Below are 22,377 nucleotides of genomic sequence, written 5' to 3'. Positions count from 1 at the left end.
TTTTATATTGACAGTTATATTATTCGTCAAGAATAAAAAAAAGGAGGACTACTTTGAAAAAAAAGAACATCTTCATAACTACCTTATTATTATCTTCACAATTTTTAATGCCCATTTCAAGTTTTGCCGAGGATTTAACTTCTCCTCAAATAAATCGTGCATCTGAATATAATACACTTGCCTCAGATAAATATTATACTTGGGGTAATCTTTCCTTTACTCTAAATCAAGAAGGGGTTTTAACAATTCCAGGAGGTGAACTAAAAGTTAATTCACCTACATTATCAAAAGTTTTAGCTCTTGACTCTTCACTAGTTAAGAAAATAATCATTTCTGACACATTAAAACTTTCCGGAGATGTATCTGGGCTCTTTTCCGGACTAAATAATCTTGAAACTATTACTAATGCTAATCTCATTGATGTTTCATCGGTAACGAATCTTGATTCTTTTTTTTCGTTGAATGCAAAATTAAAGCAATTAGATTTATCTTCATGGAATACTTCTTCTGTTAACAGTATGCGCAATTTATTTATGTACTGTTCAAGTATAGAAACCTTAGATCTATCTCAATGGGATACTTCATCTGTAATTAATATGAATAATACTTTTAATAATATGAGTAATCTTACCTCACTTAGTATAAGTAATTGGAATGTTTCCAGTGTTACAGATATGCACGGGACTTTTATGTCAAACTATAAATTGAATTCTCTTGATGTAAGTTCTTGGAATACTCAAAATGTCCTAGATATGTCTGATTTGTTTGCAGGTACTGGAATAGAAAATCTAGATCTGAGTAATTGGGATGTTTCTAAAGTCACAGATATGAAGGAAATGTTTACTCATAGTTCTTTGCTTGAAGAATTAAATATATCTAAATGGGCCATTAATAATAACGTTATTATGGGCGATATGTTTGGAAATACCACAAGTTTAAAAATTCTACATTTAAGTAAAAATTTTAAATTTAAGACCGGAGCTAATTTGCCAGAACATTCTAGTAATTCAATCTATACAAGTAACTGGCAAAATGTATCTACAGGTAGTATATATCAGCCTAATGGCGGTAACATATGGAGTTCTTCTGAACTCATGAATAATTATCAAGGTGATGGAGATATCTACGTATGGCAGCCAAAATCTGTTGTAACTGTTCAATACCAGGATACCGAAGGCAATAGTATAGCCCCTAACGTGGCTAAAGCTGGTAATGTTGGGGAAACTTATACATCAGAGAAACTAACTATTGATGGTTATACGTTTAAAGAAATTAAAGGAGCTGCTTCAGGAACCTTTACAACTGAACCACAAACAGTTACCTACGTTTATACGAAGGATCCTGTTAAAGGAGCTGAAGTAACTGTTCAATATCAGGATACCGAAGGTAATAGTATAGCGCCTAATGTGATTAAAGCTGGTAATGTTGGGGAAGCTTATACATCAGAAGAATTAGCTATAGAAGGTTATACGTTTAAAGAAATTAAAGGTACTGCTTCAGGAACCTTTACAGCTGAACCACAAACAGTTACCTATGTTTATACGAAGGATCCTGTTAAAGGAGCCGAAGTAACTGTTCAATATCAGGATACCGAAGGTAATAGTATAGCGCCTAATGTGATTAAAGCTGGTAATGTTGGGGAAGCTTATACATCAGAAGAATTAGCTATAGAAGGTTATACGTTTAAAGAAATTAAAGGTACTGCTTCAGGAACCTTTACAGCTGAACCACAAACAGTTACCTATGTTTATACGAAGGATCCTGTTAAAGGAGCCGAAGTAACTGTTCAATATCAGGATACCGAAGGTAATAGTATAGCGCCTAATGTGATTAAAGCTGGTAATGTTGGGGAGGCTTATACATCAGAAAAACTGACTATAGAAGGTTATACGTTTAAAGAAATTAAAGGTACTGCTTCAGGAACCTTTACAGCTGAACCACAAACAGTTACCTATGTTTATACGAAGGATCCTGTTAAAGGAGCCGAAGTAACTGTTCAATATCAGGATACCGAAGGTAATACAATAGCGCCTAATGTGATTAAAGCTGGTAATGTTGGGGAAGCTTATACATCAGAAGAATTAGCTATAGAAGGTTATACGTTTAAAGAAATTAAAGGTACTGCTTCAGGAACCTTTACAGCTGAACCACAAACAGTTACCTATGTTTATACGAAGGATCCTGTTAAAGGAGCCGAAGTAACTGTTCAATATCAGGATACCGAAGGTAATACAATAGTGCCTAATGTGATTAAAGCTGGTAATGTTGGGGAAGCTTATACATCAGAAGAATTAGCTATAGAAGGTTATACGTTTAAAGAAATTAAAGGTACTGCTTCAGGAACCTTTACAGCTGAACCACAAACAGTTACCTATGTTTATACGAAGGATCCTGTTAAAGGAGCCGAAGTAACTGTTCAATATCAGGATACCGAAGGTAATAGTATAGCGCCTAATGTGATTAAAGCTGGTAATGTTGGGGAGGCTTATACATCAGAAAAACTGACTATAGAAGGTTATACGTTTAAAGAAATTAAAGGAGCTGCTTCAGGAACCTTTACAACTGAACCACAAACAGTTACCTATGTTTATACGAAGAATCCTGTTAAAGGAGCCGAAGTAACTGTTCAATATCAGGATACCGAAGGTAATAGTATAGCGCCTAATGTGATTAAAGCTGGTAATGTTGGGGAAGCTTATACATCAGAAGAATTAGCTATAGAAGGTTATACGTTTAAAGAAATTAAAGGTACTGCTTCAGGAACCTTTACAGCTGAACCACAAACAGTTACCTACATTTATACGAATAAGAAAACTTATCCTGTAAATCCCACAGATAGTAATTTATTAAAAATTATGCCTATTAACTCAAAATCAGCAGTAAGAACTCTTCCTCAAACTGGTGAATCAAAGACTATACTGTTAACAATACTTGGCGGGGGAATTCTAATCATTGGTGTTTTTATGATATATGGTAAGTTTAAAATAAAGAAAAAATAATTGGACATTAACCGATATAATCTCACAATCACGTGATATTCAAAATGTTTTAACCAAATAATTTATAGGAGAACAAAATGAAAAAATCATATAGTTTATTATGTATAATCATAATATTGTTAGGTCAATTAATTTTGCCGATTTCTGCTGCTGCTGAAACAACTACAAGTTATAGTGAAACAATTGATACCTGGATGCCCGATAAAAATTTACAAAAAGCAGTGGCTGAGAAGTATAATGTTGATGTTGATCATTTAACAAAAGAAATATTAGAAAATAATCAAGAATCCTATGTGGACCTTATGCTAACAGATGATCTTAACACAGCCAGTGATAGCGGACGTTACTATGTAGAAAATTTGAAAGGTTTAGAATATATTTCAGGAATGTTAACTGTAGATATTAGCTTGTATCATACAACTAATACATTTATGAGTATAGATCAATCCTACTTTTTAGATATCAAAAATAATTCAAAAAGAAATCATACGATTTTTAATGAAAATTATAACTCGGAATTCACAAATTTTTCTCTATTTTGGGATTATTTAAATGATGATAATGCTTATTCATCTTTTTCTTTAGCTGACAGTCAGTCAATAAATCGAACAACTAATTTACGTTTAGAAACAACCATTGATGACTACAGAAATATAGTCCTACCTATTTCTAATTTTTATCAAAAAGGAACACCATTTTCGGAATCATATAGTGGTGCAATCTTGTCCATAGATCCATTAGAAGCAGTATGGGACAATGATTTTGATACAACAGAAGAGGCAGAAAATCCGTTAAATTTTTTGGATTATGTATATGTTTCTCAAGAAAACATAAAGTTAGTTTATGCTATATATCTAGAAAATGATAATTTGGTTTTTAAATTAAAGAAAGGTGATATCAATTTATCAGATATTGATTTAGATGAACCTTTAAGTACTAGTTTATCGTTATATCATATGTTAATACCTACTAGAAGCTTATTAGGTAATTATCGTTTTAGTACACAATTAAACACAGATATATATTTGAAAAAACCTATAGAAATAGGAGAGAATGTAACTATTCAATATCAAGATACAGAAGGTAATACCCTTGCACCTAACGAGGTTAAATCTGGTAATGTTGGAGAGGCTTATACATCAGAGAAACTAACTATTGATGGTTATACGTTTAAAGAAGTTAAAGGAGCTGCTTCAGGAACCTTTACAACTGAACCACAAACAGTTACCTACGTTTATACGAAGGATCCTGTTAAAGGAGCCGAAGTAACTGTTCAATACCAGGATACAGAAGGTAATACAATAGCCCCTAATGTGGTTAAATCTGGTAATGTTGGAGAGGCTTATACATCAGAGAAACTAACTATTGATGGTTATACGTTTAAAGAAGTTAAAGGAGCTGCTTCAGGAACCTTTACAACTGAACCACAAACAGTTACCTACGTTTATACGAAGGATCCTGTTAAAGGATCTGGAGTAACTGTTCAATACCAGGATACAGAAGGTAATACAATAGCCCCTAATGTGGTTAAATCTGGTAATGTTGGAGAGGCTTATACATCAGAGAAACTAACTATTGATGGTTATACGTTTAAAGAAGTTAAAGGAGCTGCTTCAGGAACCTTTACAACTGAACCACAAACAGTTACCTACGTTTATACGAAGGATCCTGTTAAAGGATCTGGAGTAACTGTTCAATACCAGGATACAGAAGGTAATACAATAGCCCCTAATGTGGTTAAATCTGGTAATGTTGGAGAGGCTTATACATCAGAGAAACTAACTATTGATGGTTATACGTTTAAAGAAGTTAAAGGAGCTGCTTCAGGAACCTTTACAACTGAACCACAAACAGTTACCTACGTTTATACGAAGGATCCTGTTAAAGGATCTGGAGTAACTGTTCAATACCAGGATACAGAAGGTAATACAATAGCCCCTAATGTGGTTAAATCTGGTAATGTTGGAGAGGCTTATACATCAGAGAAACTAACTATTGATGGTTATACGTTTAAAGAAGTTAAAGGAGCTGCTTCAGGAACCTTTACAACTGAACCACAAACAGTTACCTACGTTTATACGAAGGATCCTGTTAAAGGATCTGGAGTAACTGTTCAATACCAGGATACAGAAGGTAATACAATAGCCCCTAATGTGGTTAAATCTGGTAATGTTGGAGAGGCTTATACATCAGAGAAACTAACTATTGATGGTTATACGTTTAAAGAAGTTAAAGGAGCTGCTTCAGGAACCTTTACAACGGAACCACAAACAGTTACCTACGTTTATACGAAGGATCCTGTTAAAGGAGCCGAAGTAACTGTTCAATACCAGGATACAGAAGGTAATACAATAGCCCCTAATGTGGTTAAATCTGGTAATGTTGGAGAGGCTTATACATCAGAGAAACTAACTATTGATGGTTATACGTTTAAAGAAGTTAAAGGAGCTGCTTCAGGAACCTTTACAACGGAACCACAAACAGTTACCTACGTTTATACGAAGGATCCTGTTAAAGGATCTGGAGTAACTGTTCAATACCAGGATACAGAAGGTAATACAATAGCCCCTAATGTGGTTAAATCTGGTAATGTTGGAGAGGCTTATACATCAGAGAAACTAACTATTGATGGTTATACGTTTAAAGAAGTTAAAGGAGCTGCTTCAGGAACATTTACTGCTGACCCACAAACGGTTACCTATGTTTATACAGATAAACAGATTCCTTCAGTAACTCCCACGGATAATAATTTAATAAAAAATATACCTATTAATCCAAAATCAACAATGAAACTTCTTCCACAAACCGGTGAGTCAAAAACTATATTATTCACATTACTTGGTGGGATAATTCTAATCATAGGGATATATATTTTTATTTCGAGACCAAAAAAAATCAGATAAAAAAGTTCATCTTGTGCTTGTTTCATTAACAACTAACTAGTAATACTTAAAGAAAATCAATAGAATAATTTACGCGATTAGGTGTTCTTTTACCTAATCGCGTGTTTAGTTTAAGAGACTTTTTGATGTGGGATAGACATCGAGATAATTTTTATCCCTAGATTAAACATTGTTCATTAGTAATTTAGATTGGCTAACAGTATTATCAAAAATGAGAACAATAGTATGACTTTAGTAACGATAGTATTCGTAATCACTATAGAATACCAGCTATTTTCCTATGATAAAGATATTTAATCTTATCTATGATGCTTCAGTATTTTTGCTCTATCTAATAATACCAACTATATTTCATATTCTATTTGAACCAATAATTTGGTGGAGATCTACACTTTCAATTTTACATATACATTTCCCTTATCAATTTTAATGCTTCAAAATTATATGAAAGATTCAATATTTTAACTATTGTTTCCATAATTACATTAATATTGGTTTGGAAGCGATTCGGAAAGCCTGATGAACGGACAAATGGAATATTTCTAAAAATCACAGGGACAATGTTTGGTACAGCTATGATTGTCTCAGCGTTGTTCATTAGCTTAGTAGATAAAAATATTCAAAATTTTCGACAAATTTATTTACTTATGCAGTCATTTATTTTTATTGTAGGTGCAATTGAGTCTGTCTATCTATATGTGAAAGATTTCAGATAAGATAAACTCATTAGAAATTACTAAGTAATACTGTATTCGTTATTTAATAACGTGGATAACATAACTTTGAATATTAAAAGCAGACCCAGATGGGTCTGCTCTTTTCTGTTTATTTACGTAAATCCAATTATTCTAAGTTTAATATTCATAAAACTTTTACAGACTACTCTAAAAGTTTTTCTTCAAGTTTATTTGTTTTAATGTCCTGGTATCTTTTACTTGAGCTTCTAATATATCTATTAGGTCATCAACTTTTATTTTATTCTTCAAATGTGATTCTATTTGACTGTTAAAATCTTCTTCGATTAACAATGTTTTGTTCAATAATATTCTACCTTCATCAGATATAAATATATTATTTATTCTTGTATCATCAATATTTTTCTTTTTTTCAACTAAATTTTTCTTCACAAGCCGGTCCACAAGTCTGCTTGGACTTTCAGAACCACAAATTAATAGCTCTCCTATTTGAGAAATGGAGAGTCCGTCTTTAATAGCTAAAATTTTCAGTATTTCATTTTGACTAGGGGTAATATTGAATGGCTTTAATAATTTGGAGTAAGACAGTTCTCCTTCTTTATCTACTGCCTTAACTAAATATCTTAATTCTTCTATGGGATTCACAATATCAGCTCTTTTCCGTTTGCTTTTTCATTATATTATAAACCATATTAGCCATTTTTTTTCTAGATAGTATTCTTGGAAGAAAAGTACTAGTAAAATAATTATTTAAACCATCAATTTTAGAGATCTTTTTTCTTTTAATTGCTTTCATACTGACAGAAACTACATGATCCGGTGTTCTCAAATTTCCATAAGAAACCCCACCTCCTTCTGAAAAAAAGTTTGTATCTGTAGCCCCAGGACTTATGGCTAAAACTTTAACATTACTTTCATTACATTCAATTGCAAGGGCTTCAGTAAATGATAAAACAAAAGCCTTGCTTGCAGCATAAACTGCCATAGTTGGGATTGGATGGTATGCTGAAGTCGATGCAACGTTAATAATGATACCTTCATTATTATTCAGCATAGGATCAAGAAATAATTTTGTCATATCAAATAGCGCAATAGCATTGATCATAATTTGATTATGTTGCTTATCATAGCTTAAGTTATCTACGTTTCCACTTAACCCAAATCCAGCACAATTGATTAACTTATCAACAAAAATATTTCGATTTCTAATTTCCTTATATATATCTATTGAAATATCAGGAATTGTCATATCATAAATTAAAACTATAATTTTGACTTGATATTTTCCTTCTAAGTCTTTTTTTAACTCATTTAATTTGTCTTTAGAGCGAGCAACAATGATAAGATTATTCCTTGCTTTTGCAAAATATTTTGCAAAGGATTTCCCAATTCCAGATGAAGCCCCAGTAATTAAAGTATATTTTTCCATAGTAAAATTAATCTCCTTTTATTACATGTCTAATCATGCATGTCTGAACACATAATAATATACAGGGAAAAAAATTGCAACCATTTAAAATGTTATACCGTGGAAATAAAGTAAGTCAGTTATTTTATAATCTCGCTTATTTAAAGCAATTGTTAAGTTAAATAATTGAATCAATTATTTTGACATGTTACAAAGTATCTGCAAAACGTGAGAAATTCGGATAGTGTTATTACAAAAAAAACCTAATGCGAATAGAGCGAGGTTTCTTTTCATCTGTTACGATAATCAACGTGAGGAATTATTTAAGCACTATTGCACCCCGCTTTAGGGGCAAGTTACCGTTCAAAATTATATCATAAGTACGTTAAGCAACATAAGTCGCATTATTTTAAGGTAATGTTTTTAGAATGTTATCATATAACAGAGCTGTTTTATCAATTTCTATTTGGTATATAATTTTAGCTGGAACACCTTATCAAAAACTGATAAGATGTTTTTTATCTCTTTAAGTGACATAATCCCAAATATTAAAAAGCAGACCCATCTGGGTCTGCTTTTTTTGTTTACGTAAATCACTCTGTCCTGAAATAAAAAATTATATTTTCTCGTAAATAATTGGATCATCAAAACCAAATATTCGTTTATCTCCTTTTTTCATTTCCTCTTTAATAACTAATTTTTCGTTTGAAATTTTTTGTTTTAAAATGAATTTTGTGCTACTTGTAAACATGCTCTCAGATTGGCCGATAAATAGTCCATCCTTTTTTTCATAAATTATCGGATTAAATTTTTCAGATACATTTAAGTCTTCAAAATCAATCATTGTTATTTCACTATATTTTTTATTCTCGTATTTTTTGGGTACACTGATTGAATATAAAACTACTTTCTCTTCTGAATTTAATTCAAAAAGAAAAATATCAGATTTGAAACGTTCACTATCGTTCATAGTGTAATAGCTTTCTTCATGAAAAAAGACTCCTTCAAAATTTTTAGGCTTATTTTTCACTTTTTGATTAAGAATATGATTTCTATGAACTGCATAAGGAAATTTTTTACGCTGCTCCTCGGACAACTTGTTAAATTGACGTTCATTTGAAAAATTACCTTCTAAATCTATTATAAATTGTGTTAAGTCATTCATCGTACTTTTTTCCCTTCTATTTACAATTCAGTAACAAATATATCTTAATATGAACATTCATTCTTTTGAAGCATAGGTTTTACTTCTTTAAAAATATTCACAAGTTATTTATTATTTCTTGTAATCTTAATTTTGTTATTAACATGTATATAGCGCCTTTCTGTTATTTTATGATCAAACGCAAGAATAATCAAGTAACATTTAGTGTATTATCTTATCCATCTTTAAATACAAAGGAGTCATAAACTTAAAAATTTTTGACTCCTTTGTATTTATCCTGGATATATTAGTCGATACTAATATATCAAAGTTATGTTCATCAAGTAAAATCGGCTCTTTGAACAGACATATTCTTCGGTTCGTAATACTTCAAAGTTCTAAGCTTCTAACTGCTATATCCTTGTCTTCCTGTGTAATACCGATGTATCGTAAGGTTTCCCTCTGGAAAGAATGATTTAACAAAGATTGAATAATTTCAATTTTTGTTCCTTGTTTATATCCGAAGGTCTTTCTCATAGAGTGAGGACCAATATTCTTTAAAGTGATTCTAGCTAGACCAATTCAAATTCACAAAAGCAGCCCACCAAAAGCTTGGTGGGCTTGTTGCTTAGGTTAAGCTGAATTATGTCGACTAGGTCGTTAAATAACTAATTATTTTAGAAGGTTTTGCTGTAAAGTAATTAACTGAAAGTAAGTGCTATAGATTTTCAAAATGTATTATAATTAAGTCAGATTAAGATTAATACAATAACTGAAGAGGGTTGGGGATAATATGGGTGAAAAAAATTTAGAACATCAAGGTATGCAACTGCTAGAGATAACTGAAGAGGGCAGAGAGCAGCTGCTTCAAAAACTATCTCTAAATTATCTTAAGACAGGAAAATACACGAAAAATCAAATAAGTATTTCTCCAACAGTCATGTCGAACATAATTGTAACAAGTGGTGTAGGACTCACCGTTATCTCTACACAATTTTCTTCAAAATTATTTATGGCAACATCAAATCCAGATTTACTTATGAAACTTTCTGGTGGAGGAGTAAGCTCTGCAGTTATGGATGGAGGACGCATTGTTGGTCAATCTGGTTTTATCCCAGTAGCAAATTCGTTACCCATAGTAGGACCAATCATTGCTATGCAGGCAATCAACACACTAGTTATCATGGAACAATTCAAGGTTGTTAATAAAAAATTAGATATTATCCAAAAAGAAATTGATCAAATTTTATTACGTCAAGAGATATCAAGTATAGCTGATTTATCTTCTGCTATTGATGTAATAGATGAATTATATACTCAGTACTCAGTAATCGGTTATTTTTCCCAAGATATGATTATTCGTTTGGCTTTGGTCGAAAGAGATGCTGGGAAATTAAAAACTCGTTATGAAATTCTTGACAGCATTAATGAGAATACAGCTTCTGCATACAAAAATAGTGATGCTTATTTTACTCTTCTTTCTAGCTTATTGCTTTTACGTATTAGATATTTAAGATTATGCTTAGATACTCAAGAAAATCCAGAATTCGTTAAGTATTCTACAGAAAATTTCCAAAAAATATTAGAACATACACTATTTGTTTATGGAAGCTTCCGTAATCGTAGTAAAGCTATATTAAAAAAATTAAATGATACAGAAGAAAATTCAAATAATAAAAACCCTATAGGTAAACTAGCTAAATTTAAAATAAATGATACTAAGATAGAGACTATCAAGGAAGAGTATATTTCAATGCTAGAAATTGAAAATCAAATAAACGAAGATTTCGGTTCTGCCGTACACGAAATGAAAAAACTTCAAGAAATTGATCATAAAAAGAAACAAGAAGCCAGCATATTATACTGGGAAGACACGAGCGGAGTACACTGTATTGCAACCAACGAAGATGTACTGTCTTTAAATGAATAAATAGCAAATTTATTTGAATTTTAGGAGGGCTTATATGTGATAAATGAAATGTATATTGAAAAAAGAAAAACTAAATTTGGAGTTTTGAGAGTTGAAGAAACAAAGAATGATGACTAAGCTTATTCAATTATCTATTTGAACAGCACAGGAAAAACAATTGTGTCGATAGGTATGAATCCAAGAGGTTGTTTAAACGATAAAGTGAAAAATAATTTATATAAAGATTACGAAGAAGTAAATTTAGAGCCGACCAGAAGAAATACAATATATCAGTTTTCTAACGAGTTTGGTTATGAATTTTTACGTGAATTAATTCAATTGGATTTATTTTCTAAGAGGACAGAAAATTCTAAAGAATTAAGAAATTTATTAAAAGTAGCTTCATGCGATGATCTAAAAAAATTGATCAGTATAAGCAATTATAAAACTATCAAAGACACTATTGAAAAAGCGGATTATATATTGCTTGCATGGGGGTGCGGTGTACCTTGGGAAAGCCTATCAGATTATAAAAATTTATTGTATCAGTTACTGAGTAAACAAAGTGATAAACTCTACTGGTTTGGACAAACCTCAGATGATTCCCCGAGGCATCCAACCTCTCGTCGTGAAAAAAATAAATTAATGAAAATGAATCAAGACGATATAAAAAAAGTATTGAGGATAACTACTGATGAAAGATAAAACGGAAGATTATCAATATTACAGTAAGCTGTTAAACTTATCGTATAATGATTTAGTAAATTTTCTTATTGAAAAATATGAAACAGTTAAAGATAATTATTTCAAAGAAAATTCCTACAATCGATTTCTTCGAGGAGAGATAAAAAAATCAGCTATGTTTCGTCCATTTTCTATGAATAGAAGGACTGTCTATTTTTCTTTTTCCAAATTTGATATAGGACTTTGCCATATTCTTATACCCAACGGTAAATGGTTGTATGACACACATATATGCCACGGTCATACAATATTTCCTGGACTTCTCGATAGCGATAGCTAAGATAATAGCCAACGGCGACAATAATCACGTCTCTTTGAAATTGTTTGCCTTTAAAATGATCCCTCTTCGTTCCCCCAGTCTATCTTTTTCCTCAATTTTATCCTAAAATAGATTCCTTGGAAAACTTTGCAACAGAACCAAAATATGATATTAAGGATATCTGTAAAGATAAAAAAGACTAAATTAAATTGATTTAGTCTTTTTTGCACCTATTAAATTGTATATTTCATTGATTCATATACCACTCTTCCAATGCTAAACAAAGAGTATGATATATTGGTAAATGTAATTCTTGAATTTTATATGTTTCTTTTTCAGGTACATTAATAATACAGTCACTAAATTCATCGATAGATCCATTATTGGTACCCGTTAATAATATCACTTTAATACCTGTATATTTTGCAATCATAGCAGCATATTTAACATTCTCTGAATTACCTGAAGAAGATAAACAAACAAGTGTATCTCCTGAATTTCCTAAAGCCAGTAGCTCTTGTGCAAATACTAACCTGCCATCTACATCATTACTGAAAGCAAAAGAAAATGCTGATTGACTACCTAAACAGAGAGCCTTGATTCCTCTCTCTAGATTATCCCCTAAAAATAATCCCTGTTCACCAAAAAGATTAATAAGCCGCTCTTTGTCATAATTATAGATAGGACGATTAATTTTGAAGGATTTTAGAAGTTCACCTACAATATGTTGACTATCAGAATAGCTTCCGCCATTCCCACAACAAAAAATAGTTCCTTTTTTTTCTATAGTGCTTTTGAGAATATTATAAGCATTAATAATGTCATCTTGACAACTTATGAGTAATGGATGTCTCTCATTAAGAGTTTCTATGTGATTATGAATATTCATTATAATACTCCTTTTTATACACTTTGTGCATCTTTTGATTTTTTAATTTTCCAAATACTACCTATAATTAGACCTAAATAAAGTAAAGCAATTAAAGCGTACACACCATTTTTCCCAAAGTATTCTCCTGTCCTTCCAACAACAATACCAGTAACAGAAAAATCAGTATCTCCAAAAGTTGAATCGGCAAATCCTAATTGTCCTAGTAGTGGTAACATAAAAGCAGGTAGAAATGTTAGAAGCCCTCCGTTAAAGAGACCACCTATGATAGTACCTCTTAAACCACCTACGGCATTAGATAAAACACCAACGCCTGCACCTATAAAGAACAGATTAACTAAATTAGGAATAATGATAGGAAGATTTGTAAATGGCAAAATCAAAAAAGTTAAAAAACCACCTACAACTGAAGACACAAAACCAATTAGTACAGCGTTTGGAGCGTAAGGAAATAGAACAGGCACGTCTAAAGCAGGGATAGCATTAGGAACAATTTTTTCTGAAATCCCCTTAAAAGCAGGTACTATTTCTGCTAACATCATGCGTACTCCTTGTAACACAATTACAAAGCCAGCAGTAAATGTAACTGCTTGCATTATTGCGAACATTACAATATTATCCCCACCTGATAACTCAATCGTAACGGAATGATCTGCGACTAAAAAAGTGACCACATAAAGTATAGTCATGATAATTACAGTAGAGATGGTATTATCTCTAAAAAAACTTAATTGACTTGGTATTTTAATGTCTTCAGTAGATTTATCTTTATTTCCTAATAAACGACCTAAAGAAGAAGAAATTGCATAGCTTAAGCCGTTAAAATGCCCCATAGCTATTTCATCATTACCAGTAACTTTTCTATAAAAAGGTTGAACAACAGCAGGAGAAATTGTCATTAAACTTCCAATTAAGAGAGTTCCTACTATAACTAACTCAGTTCCTTTAAAACCTATCGCACTCAATACAGCAGATAGCAATGCGGACATAAACAATACATGATGGCCAGAAAGAAATATATATTTAAATTTTGAAAATCGAGCAATTAGAATGTTACATAAAAATCCAAAAGCCATAATTAGAGCCATCTCTGATCCAAAAAGGTTTTCGGCAACTCCTATTACCGCTTCATTAGAGGGTATTACTCCATGAACATTGAATGCACTCTCAAAAGCAGGTGACAGTTTTTCTAAGGCTCCTGATATTATTCCTCCTCCAGATGACAGAATTACAAATCCAATAATTGTTTTGAAGGTTCCTGTTAAAATTTTGCCAGCAGGTTTTTTTAATGCTACTAATCCAATAAAAGCAATCAATCCTATTATGATAGCTGGTTGGTTGAAAAAACTGTATATAAAGTTCATCATATTTTTGTTATCCCCCTTTTTTTATTTGTCAAAGTAATGTTTCAGTTGCTTTTCTAACTCTGATTTATTTACGACATTTGAGACTAGTATTTTATCAGCGGAAAAGTCATCTAGTGGGTTCCCAAATTCCTTTGTTGAAATAATTAAATCAGCATTTTGACCTCCGACTGAACCAATATCACAGGCTTCTACGTCAGCGTCAATGCTTAATGAATCCATAATGGTATCAACGTTCATCTTTAAGATTAAAGATGAACCAGATCCCATTCCACATACTGTTAATATTTTCATAATTCATTCTCCTTAATTTTTATTTATTTTCTTTAAAATGGTTGCTTTGTCAGAGCTCAAAAGCATATTTACAAAGTCTTTATCATCCAATAGAGACACCAGTTCCGATAGAGCTTTTAAATGGGTATTGTGATCTACTGCAGCTAGGCAAATTACAATGTTCACAGGGTCGTTTTCAGGATTTCCAAAATTCACTCCTTTATCCAAGGTAATTAAGCTCATGCCTATTTTTTTTACACCATCCTTTGAACTAGCATGAGCCAAAGCAATTCCTGGAGCAATAACAATGTAAGGACCATATTTTTTTACTGCTTCAACCATCTGTTTAGTATAATTTACATCTATAGAATGATTTTTCTCTAGCAGACAACCTCCATATTGAACTGCTTCTTCCCAACTATTTACTCTTACGTTTATATCAATAGTATCAGCGTTGAGTAATTCATCTAACATAGGTTCATAAATTCCTTTCTGTTTCAATGATTTTAATTTTTTCTCTACTATATTATTAATCGTATCTTTTATTATTCGATAATCGACCTCGTTTAGATATGGTGAAACTTTTACATAGTTATCCTTCATATCTTCTAAAAAAATAGTAGAGATAATCAAATCATTATCTTCACTATGGAGCTCCTTGTTAATTCTGTCTTCTATTTTTGCAGAAAATTTGAAATGATGTGCTAGTCTACTTTTTAAAAATTGTGAAGTTCCAATTCCCATATGACAGACTACAACGACTTTCAAAGATTCCTCTATCTTATTTTTCAATTCTTCAATTGCCGAAACAATATGCAAAGTGATAAAGGAATACTCTTTTTTATTAATTAAGATAGAGAGCTCAGGACTAGTATTTTTAATCATACTAGCTTCAATAATGTTATAAATTTTAGGATACATATTTATTATCTGTAATAATGTTTCTTCAGTAATCAAATCAACAACTTCTTCATACCTTGACGATAAGGTTCCCTGAAAATGTAAAGCCAATTGCTCATGTAGTTTGGTACTGTCCATTAAATTTATGTTTAATTTGTCACTGATTTCTTTAATGAGTTTATTTACGAATATATTCAAATCGAATTTATATCCATCAGTGACCACTTCATTTTTTAAAATTGTTGAAGATTGAATCTGCCTAAATAAAAATGCAAATTCATTTAAAGATATTCTAATATTAAAAAAAGCAGCTAATAAATTGCGCTCTGCAGAGTACCTTATTGAAGAGTTTGGATTATTTGCAATTATTGAGTATTCAGATGGTATAGTATATTTTTGTTTTATACGTTTTATAATTACCTTCAATTTGAATAAACAATTCCTAAAACTTTGGTAGGTTAAAACAATTCCGATTTTTTTTTCTAAACTTGTTAACCAATAATTCAAAAATTGTTCGTCTTCATCAGGGAACTCAATATTTATAGTATTATTTAGATCATTGATAAAGAAAAAGTAAGCGTCTCTTTGGTCTGCTTCAGGACCGACAATAAAGAATCCATTTTTCTTTTCAAAAATAATTTTTAGGTTCCAATTTTTAAGTTTGGACTTCAAATTCTTAATATCATTATTTACAGTACTTCTACTAACGAATAGGTTTTCTTCTAGTAGTTCTACCGTAATTCGATTTTCCTTCCAAAATAATGTATGAAAAAGAAATGCTTGTCTAAAATCTGGTTCTTCCCAAAAAATTTTTTCCACTCTATCTTCACGATCCAATTGATTTTTTATCTCCTCTACTGAATCGTCAATTGAATATCGTACAATAGACTTTTTATTTAAATTGCTAAATCCATGATTTAAGAGGAATGAATCTATTTCATTCAAACTATTTTTAATAGTTTTTGTACTGACACCTAAAAGCGAAGTTAATTCATCAAGGCTAACAAATCTATTTTCCAATAATAAATTTAGAATAAAATCACTACGTTCACTTAGCATATAACTCACCTCCCTGCAAACATATTATGAAGTAGGTAAAGATAAATAAAAAGCACAAAAAATTTCCATTTTTTAGAAAGTGCTTACATAGTAAAATGTATTTGTCCTATTGCTTAAGATATTGTTGTTTCAATAATCGCTAATAGATTATTTAGATGGTGCAAAATAATATTGGTCTTCAACTCTTTAGTATAAAGGAATAGACACGAACTACTGAAACCAAAGACCAGAAAAATACAAAATGAAATGATCGAATTAGAATGGTGTAGATAAGCAAACACAACAGAGTTTACTAGAATGTAGCTTGACAGTAAGCTTTTTTTTGGCTTTCTATTTTTGATTTAATCAACCTTTTTTTTTCAAGGCAAAGTAAAACAATATGGGAAATAATTTTTTTATAGATAGGGATAATGAATACTATTCTAAAGAATATAAAAAACAATCATAACCCTATTGGTATCTAAGATAGTGACTAAAGGAGTTTATTTGATTTCCTGGATTTGAAGAGATGAAAAACAATAAAAAAGAGATTGCTATTATTAGTCTAGAAGCCACTAATAATAGCAATCTCTTTTTATATGGTACTTTTTTAATTCCAGTTCTTTCAACAAATTTCAACGTTTAAAGAAATAAACGAAGCCACTTTATAAAATAATTGAAAAAATTATAACAAAGAACAATCTTCCTAGGTTGTATTTGACGAACTTATCAAGTAATAAAAATTCAATGTCATAGTAAGGCACTTTAAAGTTCTAAGCTTCTAACTGCTATATCTTTGTCTTCCTGGGTAATGCCGATGTATCGTAAGGTTTCCCTCTGGGAAGAATGATTTAACAAAGATTGAATAATTTCAATTCTTGTTCCTTGTTTATATAAGAAATATCCGAAGGTCTTTCTCATAGAGTGAGGACCAATATTTTTTAAGTGGATTGTTTCAGCTGCAGTATGAATAATTCGCCAGAAACTTTGTCGACTCAGTGGTTGATTCTGTCCATTGCGACTCTGAAACAAGAACACATCGAAGTCACGATCGGAAATTTCCTTAGGGAATTCTGATTGTACAAAATCTAAAATTAATTTCTTTAATTTATTAGAAATAAATACAGAGTTTTGCTTGCTTGTTTTTTGTTCTTTCATATCCAATCGATCTTTAACAACAATTCGGCCACGAGAAACTTCTAAAACATCAGATAATTTTAATTGACGTAAATCAGAAATCCTGTAGGCAGTATTTATGCCTATAGAAAATATTAAGAGGTTTCTTTCTCCATATGGGGTGCTAAGCAAAATTTTTTTCATATCTTCTATTTTTTTTTTATCTCGAATAGGTGAAACTGTCTTCATTTTTATCAACTCCTATTAACGTTACTTAAATACATTATATCATATAATATGTAACGTTAAAAGCGGATATAAAAAAGAACTCTGATAAAAATGTCATGATTCCCTTAGAGCCGCAAAGGATACAGCTATTTTGACGAACGTTACACAACACGGTTGTGTAACGTTGGATAATTTGGAAAAACCCGAAATAATCTCGTTGAGATAAGTAGAAATATCATGCGTGACTTGATTATTTTTGAAATATATTATATTTTATATAAAAGAGGTGATTTTAATATGTTGTTAGCGAAATCAAGGTTACAAGGAAAATCAGTTGTTCTTACACTTCCTGTTGGAGAAGGTAAGAGACCAGATGCTAATAAAGAGTACATTGTTATATATGAAGAAGATGGTACCATTACTTTAATTCCAAAAGTAGAAAACCCTTTTGCGTCATCTAACATTGGAGAATTATATAACGAGAGTCAGTTAGACGAATCTCAATATAAACAGGAGGAATAGGTAAATGGAGAGTAGTGAATTTTATACACCAAAAAAAGGAGACATTATCTGGATGAATCCGAAGGCAGGTTCAACGGAAGAAGATAAAAAAAGACGACCTGGATTAGTCGTCTCAAATAATCAATTTAATCAATCCACATTATTGGTGGTGATTTGTCCAATTACTGCAACCATTCAACCAGGTGCAACAAGATTTACCCTAAGAGACTCTGGAGAAGTGAAAGGACAAGTGTTGATTCCACAATTAGAGTCTTTAGATACAAGGAATAATAAAGTAGAGTATATAGAAAAATTATCCATTTCTGATATGGCCAAAATTGATCAGATTATTGGGTATATATTTTAGATTTTATTGAAATAGCCTTCACAGGCTATTTTTTGTTCTTTGGAAATATTGTAGTGATAGTCAATAATTAGTATTAATTGTATTTTTTAATCACTTCATGAAGTTTTGAGTAATACAATTAGAAAAGGGGAGAGAGGGCTTAAAAGTAATAAAATAAGGCATCTCTATAGTAGAAATCGAATTCATAGTTCGATTTTTTATCTAATCTTTTAACTTGTACAATCTAACTTATACAAAGAAGATGTGTAAATTCTAAAATTGCTTCAATTTTTTCTACGTGTTACAATGTGGTTGCGAAATGAAAGTAACTAAAACAACTTTAACACCAAAAGACCACCCTATGTCCGTAGGGTGGTCTTTCTTTTCACTGTTGCGACTACAGTGTTGGAGCTAAATAGCAACTGGTGGGGCGGCAGGCCTCTAAGACTTCTCTTTTCTCTACAAATACTATATACATTCCTAGTTCCTATATTCAGATATCTGACTATTATGTCCAAGATTTATTAATATGAAATAGATGGTCTATTCCTTCTTTCATTAACTACCTCAACGATTTATGAATACTGAATAGACAAATTTAACTACTTTCAGTTACTCCTCATAAAGAAAAATATAATCTGAGATTTCTAGATCTAAGTTATTCAAAACCTCAGATAAGATAATCAAACTTATACGAAGTAAAAAGACCTCAAAATTTTGAGGTCTTTTATTTATATACGTCTCTACGATGACCAATTTCTAAAACTAGAATCATTATAGTATCATCATCTATGTTTGCCAACAAACGATAATCACCTATTCTATATCGCCATTGTCCACTTTTATTTCCTATTAATCCCTTCCCATGACTTCTAGGGGAATCAGTTCCTTCTAAATTTTTAGAAATCCAAGACAAAATAAGTCTAGCTTGATGTTTATCCATTTTTTTTAGTGATTTCTGAGCATTTTTTTCATATCGAACGGTATATTTTTTTTCCATCATAAATCTAATTCTAGAAGTATATCTTGGTGTGAAATACTTTCATCATTTAATTCGTGAGCCTTCATGGCTTTTTCATATAAAGCCATATCAATTTGATCTTCCAATCCTTCTAATAATTTAGTTCTAGCTAGTTCTGATAAACTCAACCCATTTAAATCAGCCATAGATTGAATGAATGTTTTTTCCTCATCAGTAACTCTAAATGTAACGGTACTCATAAAAAAACCTCCTTGTGTACATTTGTTATACAAAGCAAATTGTATTACAAATCTATACAACAGTCAAGCTTTTCATAGTTACCATAAATCGCATTAATCAAAGGAACAAGTTCATCAATGATTTGGTTAGCTTTTTTTGTAAATTTAATTAAGGAAAGCAGATAGGCATCATTACTTTTTAATCAGTTCATGAAGTTTTGAGTAATGCAAAACTAAAAGGGAAGTAATCTCTAAGTGCTGTTATTGTAATTGGAAGAATTTCGTATGCGATATTAATATCCTATTCTTTCCGTGAAAAAGCAACACTCCTTCATTTCTTCTTCTCCACAACATCCAAAAGGACGCCATTACCTTATAGACAAAGTCTTCGTATTCATACTAAAATTTAGAAAATAAACTGCTCTGCTATAAAATTAATTACTTTTCTAATTTTACTTTTTCAAGGATTTCAGCTAATTGTTCTGGAGAAATAGGATCATAATAATCAGTTGTTTCATCAATCAAGGAATTATCTGTGTCAATTTGCTCATCCAAAACACTTATTTGATTATCAATAGCGGCCATTGAATCGTCTGCATCTACTTCTACAGATGGATTATTCTTATTCTGGGTTTCTATCTCTTCAATATATCCTTCTCCAATCATCGCGTGATCTGTGTTCTCTGATTTTTCTGAGTCTGTTACCGGCTCGTTCCCTATAAAATCCCAAATTCTTGCAAGAGGTGCCTTAGCTGCATGGCTAGTTAATTCTAAAGAGTCACCTTTGGAATCGATTGATAGTTTTTGCTGTTGAACCTGCGATAATAAAGCAGCATCTATATAAGAAAACTCTGATTGAATGAATGACAATACATGTATTTTTTGTGTAGAAATATTTTTAAATACCTTGATTAGCTGAACATCAAAAAAATAAGTCAATATGAGACCCAAAAAAATAAATAGTAAAGCAGAAATACCTACAGATTTTATCATATAAGGGAATACTACGAATAAACAAACCATACTAAGTATAGAGCCTGATTTAATTAATAACGCAGACATCTTTATTTGATCTTCATCTTTACTTAACTGAGCGCTTATTTTGTCACTAATTTTTTTGAGTTCTGTATGCTCTAACTGCTCATCTGTAAGCAACTGATTTAGTTGATTTTCATAGCGACTACTTCTTTTTTTTATTAAAAACCGTCTGACCAAATAACATAGAAATGGGGCTAAAAGAAGAATAGACACTTCATATAGAATAAGTAATTGTTGACCGTTCAAATATCTAATTGAAGTAAATAAAAAACTAGTGATTACATAACATAATCCAAACAACCCCGTAAGAAAACAGACAAATGAAACGGTAGGAAAATACCAAAAGGATTGGACCCCGTATGTATACACTTGTTTGTATATCTTATTAAACTCTATTTCTTTCATAGTAATAATCTCCATTCCAATAGGCATGTAGAATAAACTGTGTAGGCCACTCACTCTAAACCCAGTGACCCCACAGTTTACTTTGTATATCTTTTGTTTTCTGTTGTTTAGCAACTATGCGAATGTTGCATCCAGTTAAAAAGGATAAACGCACATCTAGAAATCTTCTGGATCTACATCTGGAGCATTTCCTTCCAGGATTTCAAGAGCTGTATTCAACTTAGTCAATTGTGCTTTTAGTTCATCTTGTGTCGCGTCAACATCATTTAATACTGTTTGACTTTCTGTTACAACTGCCTTAAATTGCGCATATTCGGCTGCGTCATAATCTGTTTCAACTAAAGAATTAGCGTAAGTTATGAGATTTCCAAGCTGTTTTCCATAAGATACAGCATAGAATTGAACATTTTCATTCGTCCAGCCTGAATTGACTAAGCCATCATGCTCAATCTTACTAAGGGTAAACATATGCGCACCTGCAGCTACAGCATTCTTATTGTAACTCCGATATACCGGAGCTGTTTTGTCTGTAGAGCTAAGGAATGACGTACCTTCTTGAGTCCAGCCTTGTTTATTTAGCCAATCATACTCTACAATGCTTTTAGTATAGAAGTGATCCCCAGCATTAGGGTTATATAATCGATAAACCTCCTCCCCTTCAGTTGGTGTATTCCAAGCCACATCTTCTGGTTCCCAACCTTGTTCCGTTAACCAATAATATTCATCCAGGTTTTCCGTAAAAAAATGTTCTCCTGAATTCGGATTATATACACGATATAATTCTTTTTCAGTTTGTGGTGGTTGTGACGTTGCTTCAGCATTTGTTCCAATCATTAGTCCAGTTCCAATTCCTAAAACTAATCCCGTTCCTAAAATAATTTTTTTCATGAAATCTTCTCCTTTAAAGTATTTATAGTATCAAAAAATAATTACACAGTATCTGTAATTATTGATGATATCCAGTTAATATGTTTGGTGCATTTTATCGAATTTCCAATTAAGAATAGTTTTCTATGAA

General features: G+C 31.4%; 19 protein-coding genes and 3 pseudogenes. 7 read left to right on the top strand and 15 right to left on the bottom strand.

The window, feature by feature from the left end; all coding sequences use genetic code 11:
* The first annotated feature begins 53 nt into the window (after positions 1-53).
* Together ACVWNY_RS18145 and ACVWNY_RS18140 are read left to right on the top strand one after the other, a co-directional pair.
* On the top strand, positions 54-2,999 hold the full coding sequence (locus tag ACVWNY_RS18145) for a MucBP domain-containing protein (RefSeq protein WP_454072465.1): 2,946 nt from the start codon (positions 54-56) through the stop codon (positions 2,997-2,999).
* Between the two features lie 77 nt (positions 3,000-3,076).
* Complete coding sequence (locus ACVWNY_RS18140; protein WP_454072464.1) at positions 3,077-5,902, top strand: MucBP domain-containing protein; 2,826 nt, start codon at positions 3,077-3,079, stop codon at positions 5,900-5,902.
* A gap of 884 nt (positions 5,903-6,786) precedes the next feature.
* On the opposite strand, the gene ACVWNY_RS18135 is transcribed toward ACVWNY_RS18140, so the two are convergent.
* From ACVWNY_RS18135 to ACVWNY_RS18120, 4 genes and pseudogenes are all read right to left on the bottom strand, one after another.
* The gene (locus ACVWNY_RS18135) at positions 6,787-7,242 is read right to left on the bottom strand and encodes a MarR family winged helix-turn-helix transcriptional regulator (RefSeq protein ID WP_454072462.1); all 456 of its coding nucleotides are present in this window, start codon (positions 7,240-7,242) and stop codon (positions 6,787-6,789) included.
* 4 nt (positions 7,243-7,246) lie between these two features.
* On the bottom strand, positions 7,247-8,026 hold the full coding sequence (locus ACVWNY_RS18130) for an SDR family NAD(P)-dependent oxidoreductase (protein ID WP_454072461.1): 780 nt from the start codon (positions 8,024-8,026) through the stop codon (positions 7,247-7,249).
* A gap of 595 nt (positions 8,027-8,621) precedes the next feature.
* Positions 8,622-9,170: a hypothetical protein gene (locus ACVWNY_RS18125; protein WP_454072460.1), complete on the bottom strand. Its 549-nt coding sequence runs from the start codon at positions 9,168-9,170 to the stop codon at positions 8,622-8,624.
* Positions 9,171-9,539: 369 nt separating this feature from the next.
* Positions 9,540-9,716 (bottom strand): annotated as a pseudogene (locus ACVWNY_RS18120) (site-specific integrase); the annotation flags it as partial.
* A gap of 226 nt (positions 9,717-9,942) precedes the next feature.
* Here ACVWNY_RS18120 and ACVWNY_RS18115 point away from each other — a divergent pair.
* From ACVWNY_RS18115 to ACVWNY_RS19300, 3 genes and pseudogenes are all read left to right on the top strand, one after another.
* Entirely contained in the window at positions 9,943-11,079 is a 1,137-nt protein-coding gene (locus ACVWNY_RS18115; protein WP_454072459.1) for a hypothetical protein, read from the top strand.
* Between the two features lie 135 nt (positions 11,080-11,214).
* Positions 11,215-11,763: a DUF1643 domain-containing protein gene (locus ACVWNY_RS18110; RefSeq protein ID WP_490338467.1), complete on the top strand. Its 549-nt coding sequence runs from the start codon at positions 11,215-11,217 to the stop codon at positions 11,761-11,763.
* A pseudogene (locus ACVWNY_RS19300) lies at positions 11,753-11,902 on the top strand (SAV1803-related protein); the annotation flags it as partial. The gene ACVWNY_RS18110 and the pseudogene ACVWNY_RS19300, both read left to right, overlap by 11 nt.
* A 34-nt stretch (positions 11,903-11,936) precedes the next feature.
* Here the strand turns inward: ACVWNY_RS19300 and ACVWNY_RS18105 are convergent.
* The 7 genes and pseudogenes from ACVWNY_RS18105 to ACVWNY_RS18075 all read right to left on the bottom strand — a co-directional run.
* Positions 11,937-12,110: pseudogene (locus ACVWNY_RS18105) on the bottom strand (IS6 family transposase); the annotation flags it as partial.
* Between the two features lie 198 nt (positions 12,111-12,308).
* A complete protein-coding gene (locus tag ACVWNY_RS18100; protein WP_454072457.1) occupies positions 12,309-12,950 on the bottom strand; it encodes a D-sedoheptulose-7-phosphate isomerase in 642 nt (213 codons plus the stop codon).
* Between the two features lie 14 nt (positions 12,951-12,964).
* Positions 12,965-14,317: a PTS ascorbate transporter subunit IIC gene (ulaA, locus tag ACVWNY_RS18095; RefSeq protein ID WP_461211757.1), complete on the bottom strand. Its 1,353-nt coding sequence runs from the start codon at positions 14,315-14,317 to the stop codon at positions 12,965-12,967.
* A 21-nt stretch (positions 14,318-14,338) separates the two neighbouring features.
* Complete coding sequence (locus tag ACVWNY_RS18090; RefSeq protein ID WP_270501172.1) at positions 14,339-14,608, bottom strand: PTS sugar transporter subunit IIB; 270 nt, start codon at positions 14,606-14,608, stop codon at positions 14,339-14,341.
* 12 nt (positions 14,609-14,620) lie between these two features.
* Positions 14,621-16,546: a BglG family transcription antiterminator gene (locus ACVWNY_RS18085; protein WP_454072456.1), complete on the bottom strand. Its 1,926-nt coding sequence runs from the start codon at positions 16,544-16,546 to the stop codon at positions 14,621-14,623.
* A gap of 113 nt (positions 16,547-16,659) precedes the next feature.
* Positions 16,660-16,845 carry a CPBP family glutamic-type intramembrane protease gene (locus ACVWNY_RS18080; RefSeq protein WP_454072471.1) on the bottom strand — a complete coding sequence of 62 codons (186 nt, stop codon included), beginning with the start codon at positions 16,843-16,845 and terminating at the stop codon, positions 16,660-16,662.
* Positions 16,846-17,290: 445 nt separating this feature from the next.
* Positions 17,291-17,890: a tyrosine-type recombinase/integrase gene (locus ACVWNY_RS18075; protein WP_454072455.1), complete on the bottom strand. Its 600-nt coding sequence runs from the start codon at positions 17,888-17,890 to the stop codon at positions 17,291-17,293.
* Positions 17,891-18,166: 276 nt separating this feature from the next.
* On the opposite strand from ACVWNY_RS18075, the gene mazE reads away from it, so the two are divergent.
* Positions 18,167-18,391: a type II toxin-antitoxin system PemI/MazE family antitoxin gene (mazE, locus tag ACVWNY_RS18070; RefSeq protein WP_454072470.1), complete on the top strand. Its 225-nt coding sequence runs from the start codon at positions 18,167-18,169 to the stop codon at positions 18,389-18,391.
* Between the two features lie 4 nt (positions 18,392-18,395).
* Positions 18,396-18,737: a type II toxin-antitoxin system PemK/MazF family toxin gene (locus ACVWNY_RS18065; protein WP_454072454.1), complete on the top strand. Its 342-nt coding sequence runs from the start codon at positions 18,396-18,398 to the stop codon at positions 18,735-18,737.
* Between the two features lie 706 nt (positions 18,738-19,443).
* On the opposite strand, the gene ACVWNY_RS18060 is transcribed toward ACVWNY_RS18065, so the two are convergent.
* From ACVWNY_RS18060 to ACVWNY_RS18045, 4 genes are all read right to left on the bottom strand, one after another.
* The gene (locus ACVWNY_RS18060; protein WP_454072453.1) at positions 19,444-19,716 is read right to left on the bottom strand and encodes a type II toxin-antitoxin system RelE family toxin; all 273 of its coding nucleotides are present in this window, start codon (positions 19,714-19,716) and stop codon (positions 19,444-19,446) included.
* Positions 19,716-19,937, bottom strand: coding sequence for a type II toxin-antitoxin system RelB family antitoxin (gene relB, locus ACVWNY_RS18055; protein ID WP_454072452.1), 222 nt, complete (start codon positions 19,935-19,937; stop codon positions 19,716-19,718). Before relB ends, ACVWNY_RS18060 begins: the two co-directional genes overlap by 1 nt.
* 417 nt (positions 19,938-20,354) lie before the next feature.
* A complete protein-coding gene (locus ACVWNY_RS18050) occupies positions 20,355-21,359 on the bottom strand; it encodes a hypothetical protein (RefSeq protein WP_454072451.1) in 1,005 nt (334 codons plus the stop codon).
* Positions 21,360-21,515: 156 nt separating this feature from the next.
* On the bottom strand, positions 21,516-22,247 hold the full coding sequence (locus ACVWNY_RS18045; protein ID WP_454072450.1) for a hypothetical protein: 732 nt from the start codon (positions 22,245-22,247) through the stop codon (positions 21,516-21,518).
* Positions 22,248-22,377 lie beyond the last annotated feature (130 nt).

Source organism: Enterococcus sp. JNUCC 77, from assembly GCF_054819945.1.
The sequence above is the reverse complement of the archived record's forward strand: the minus strand, read 5'-3'. Positions and strand labels throughout refer to the sequence as shown.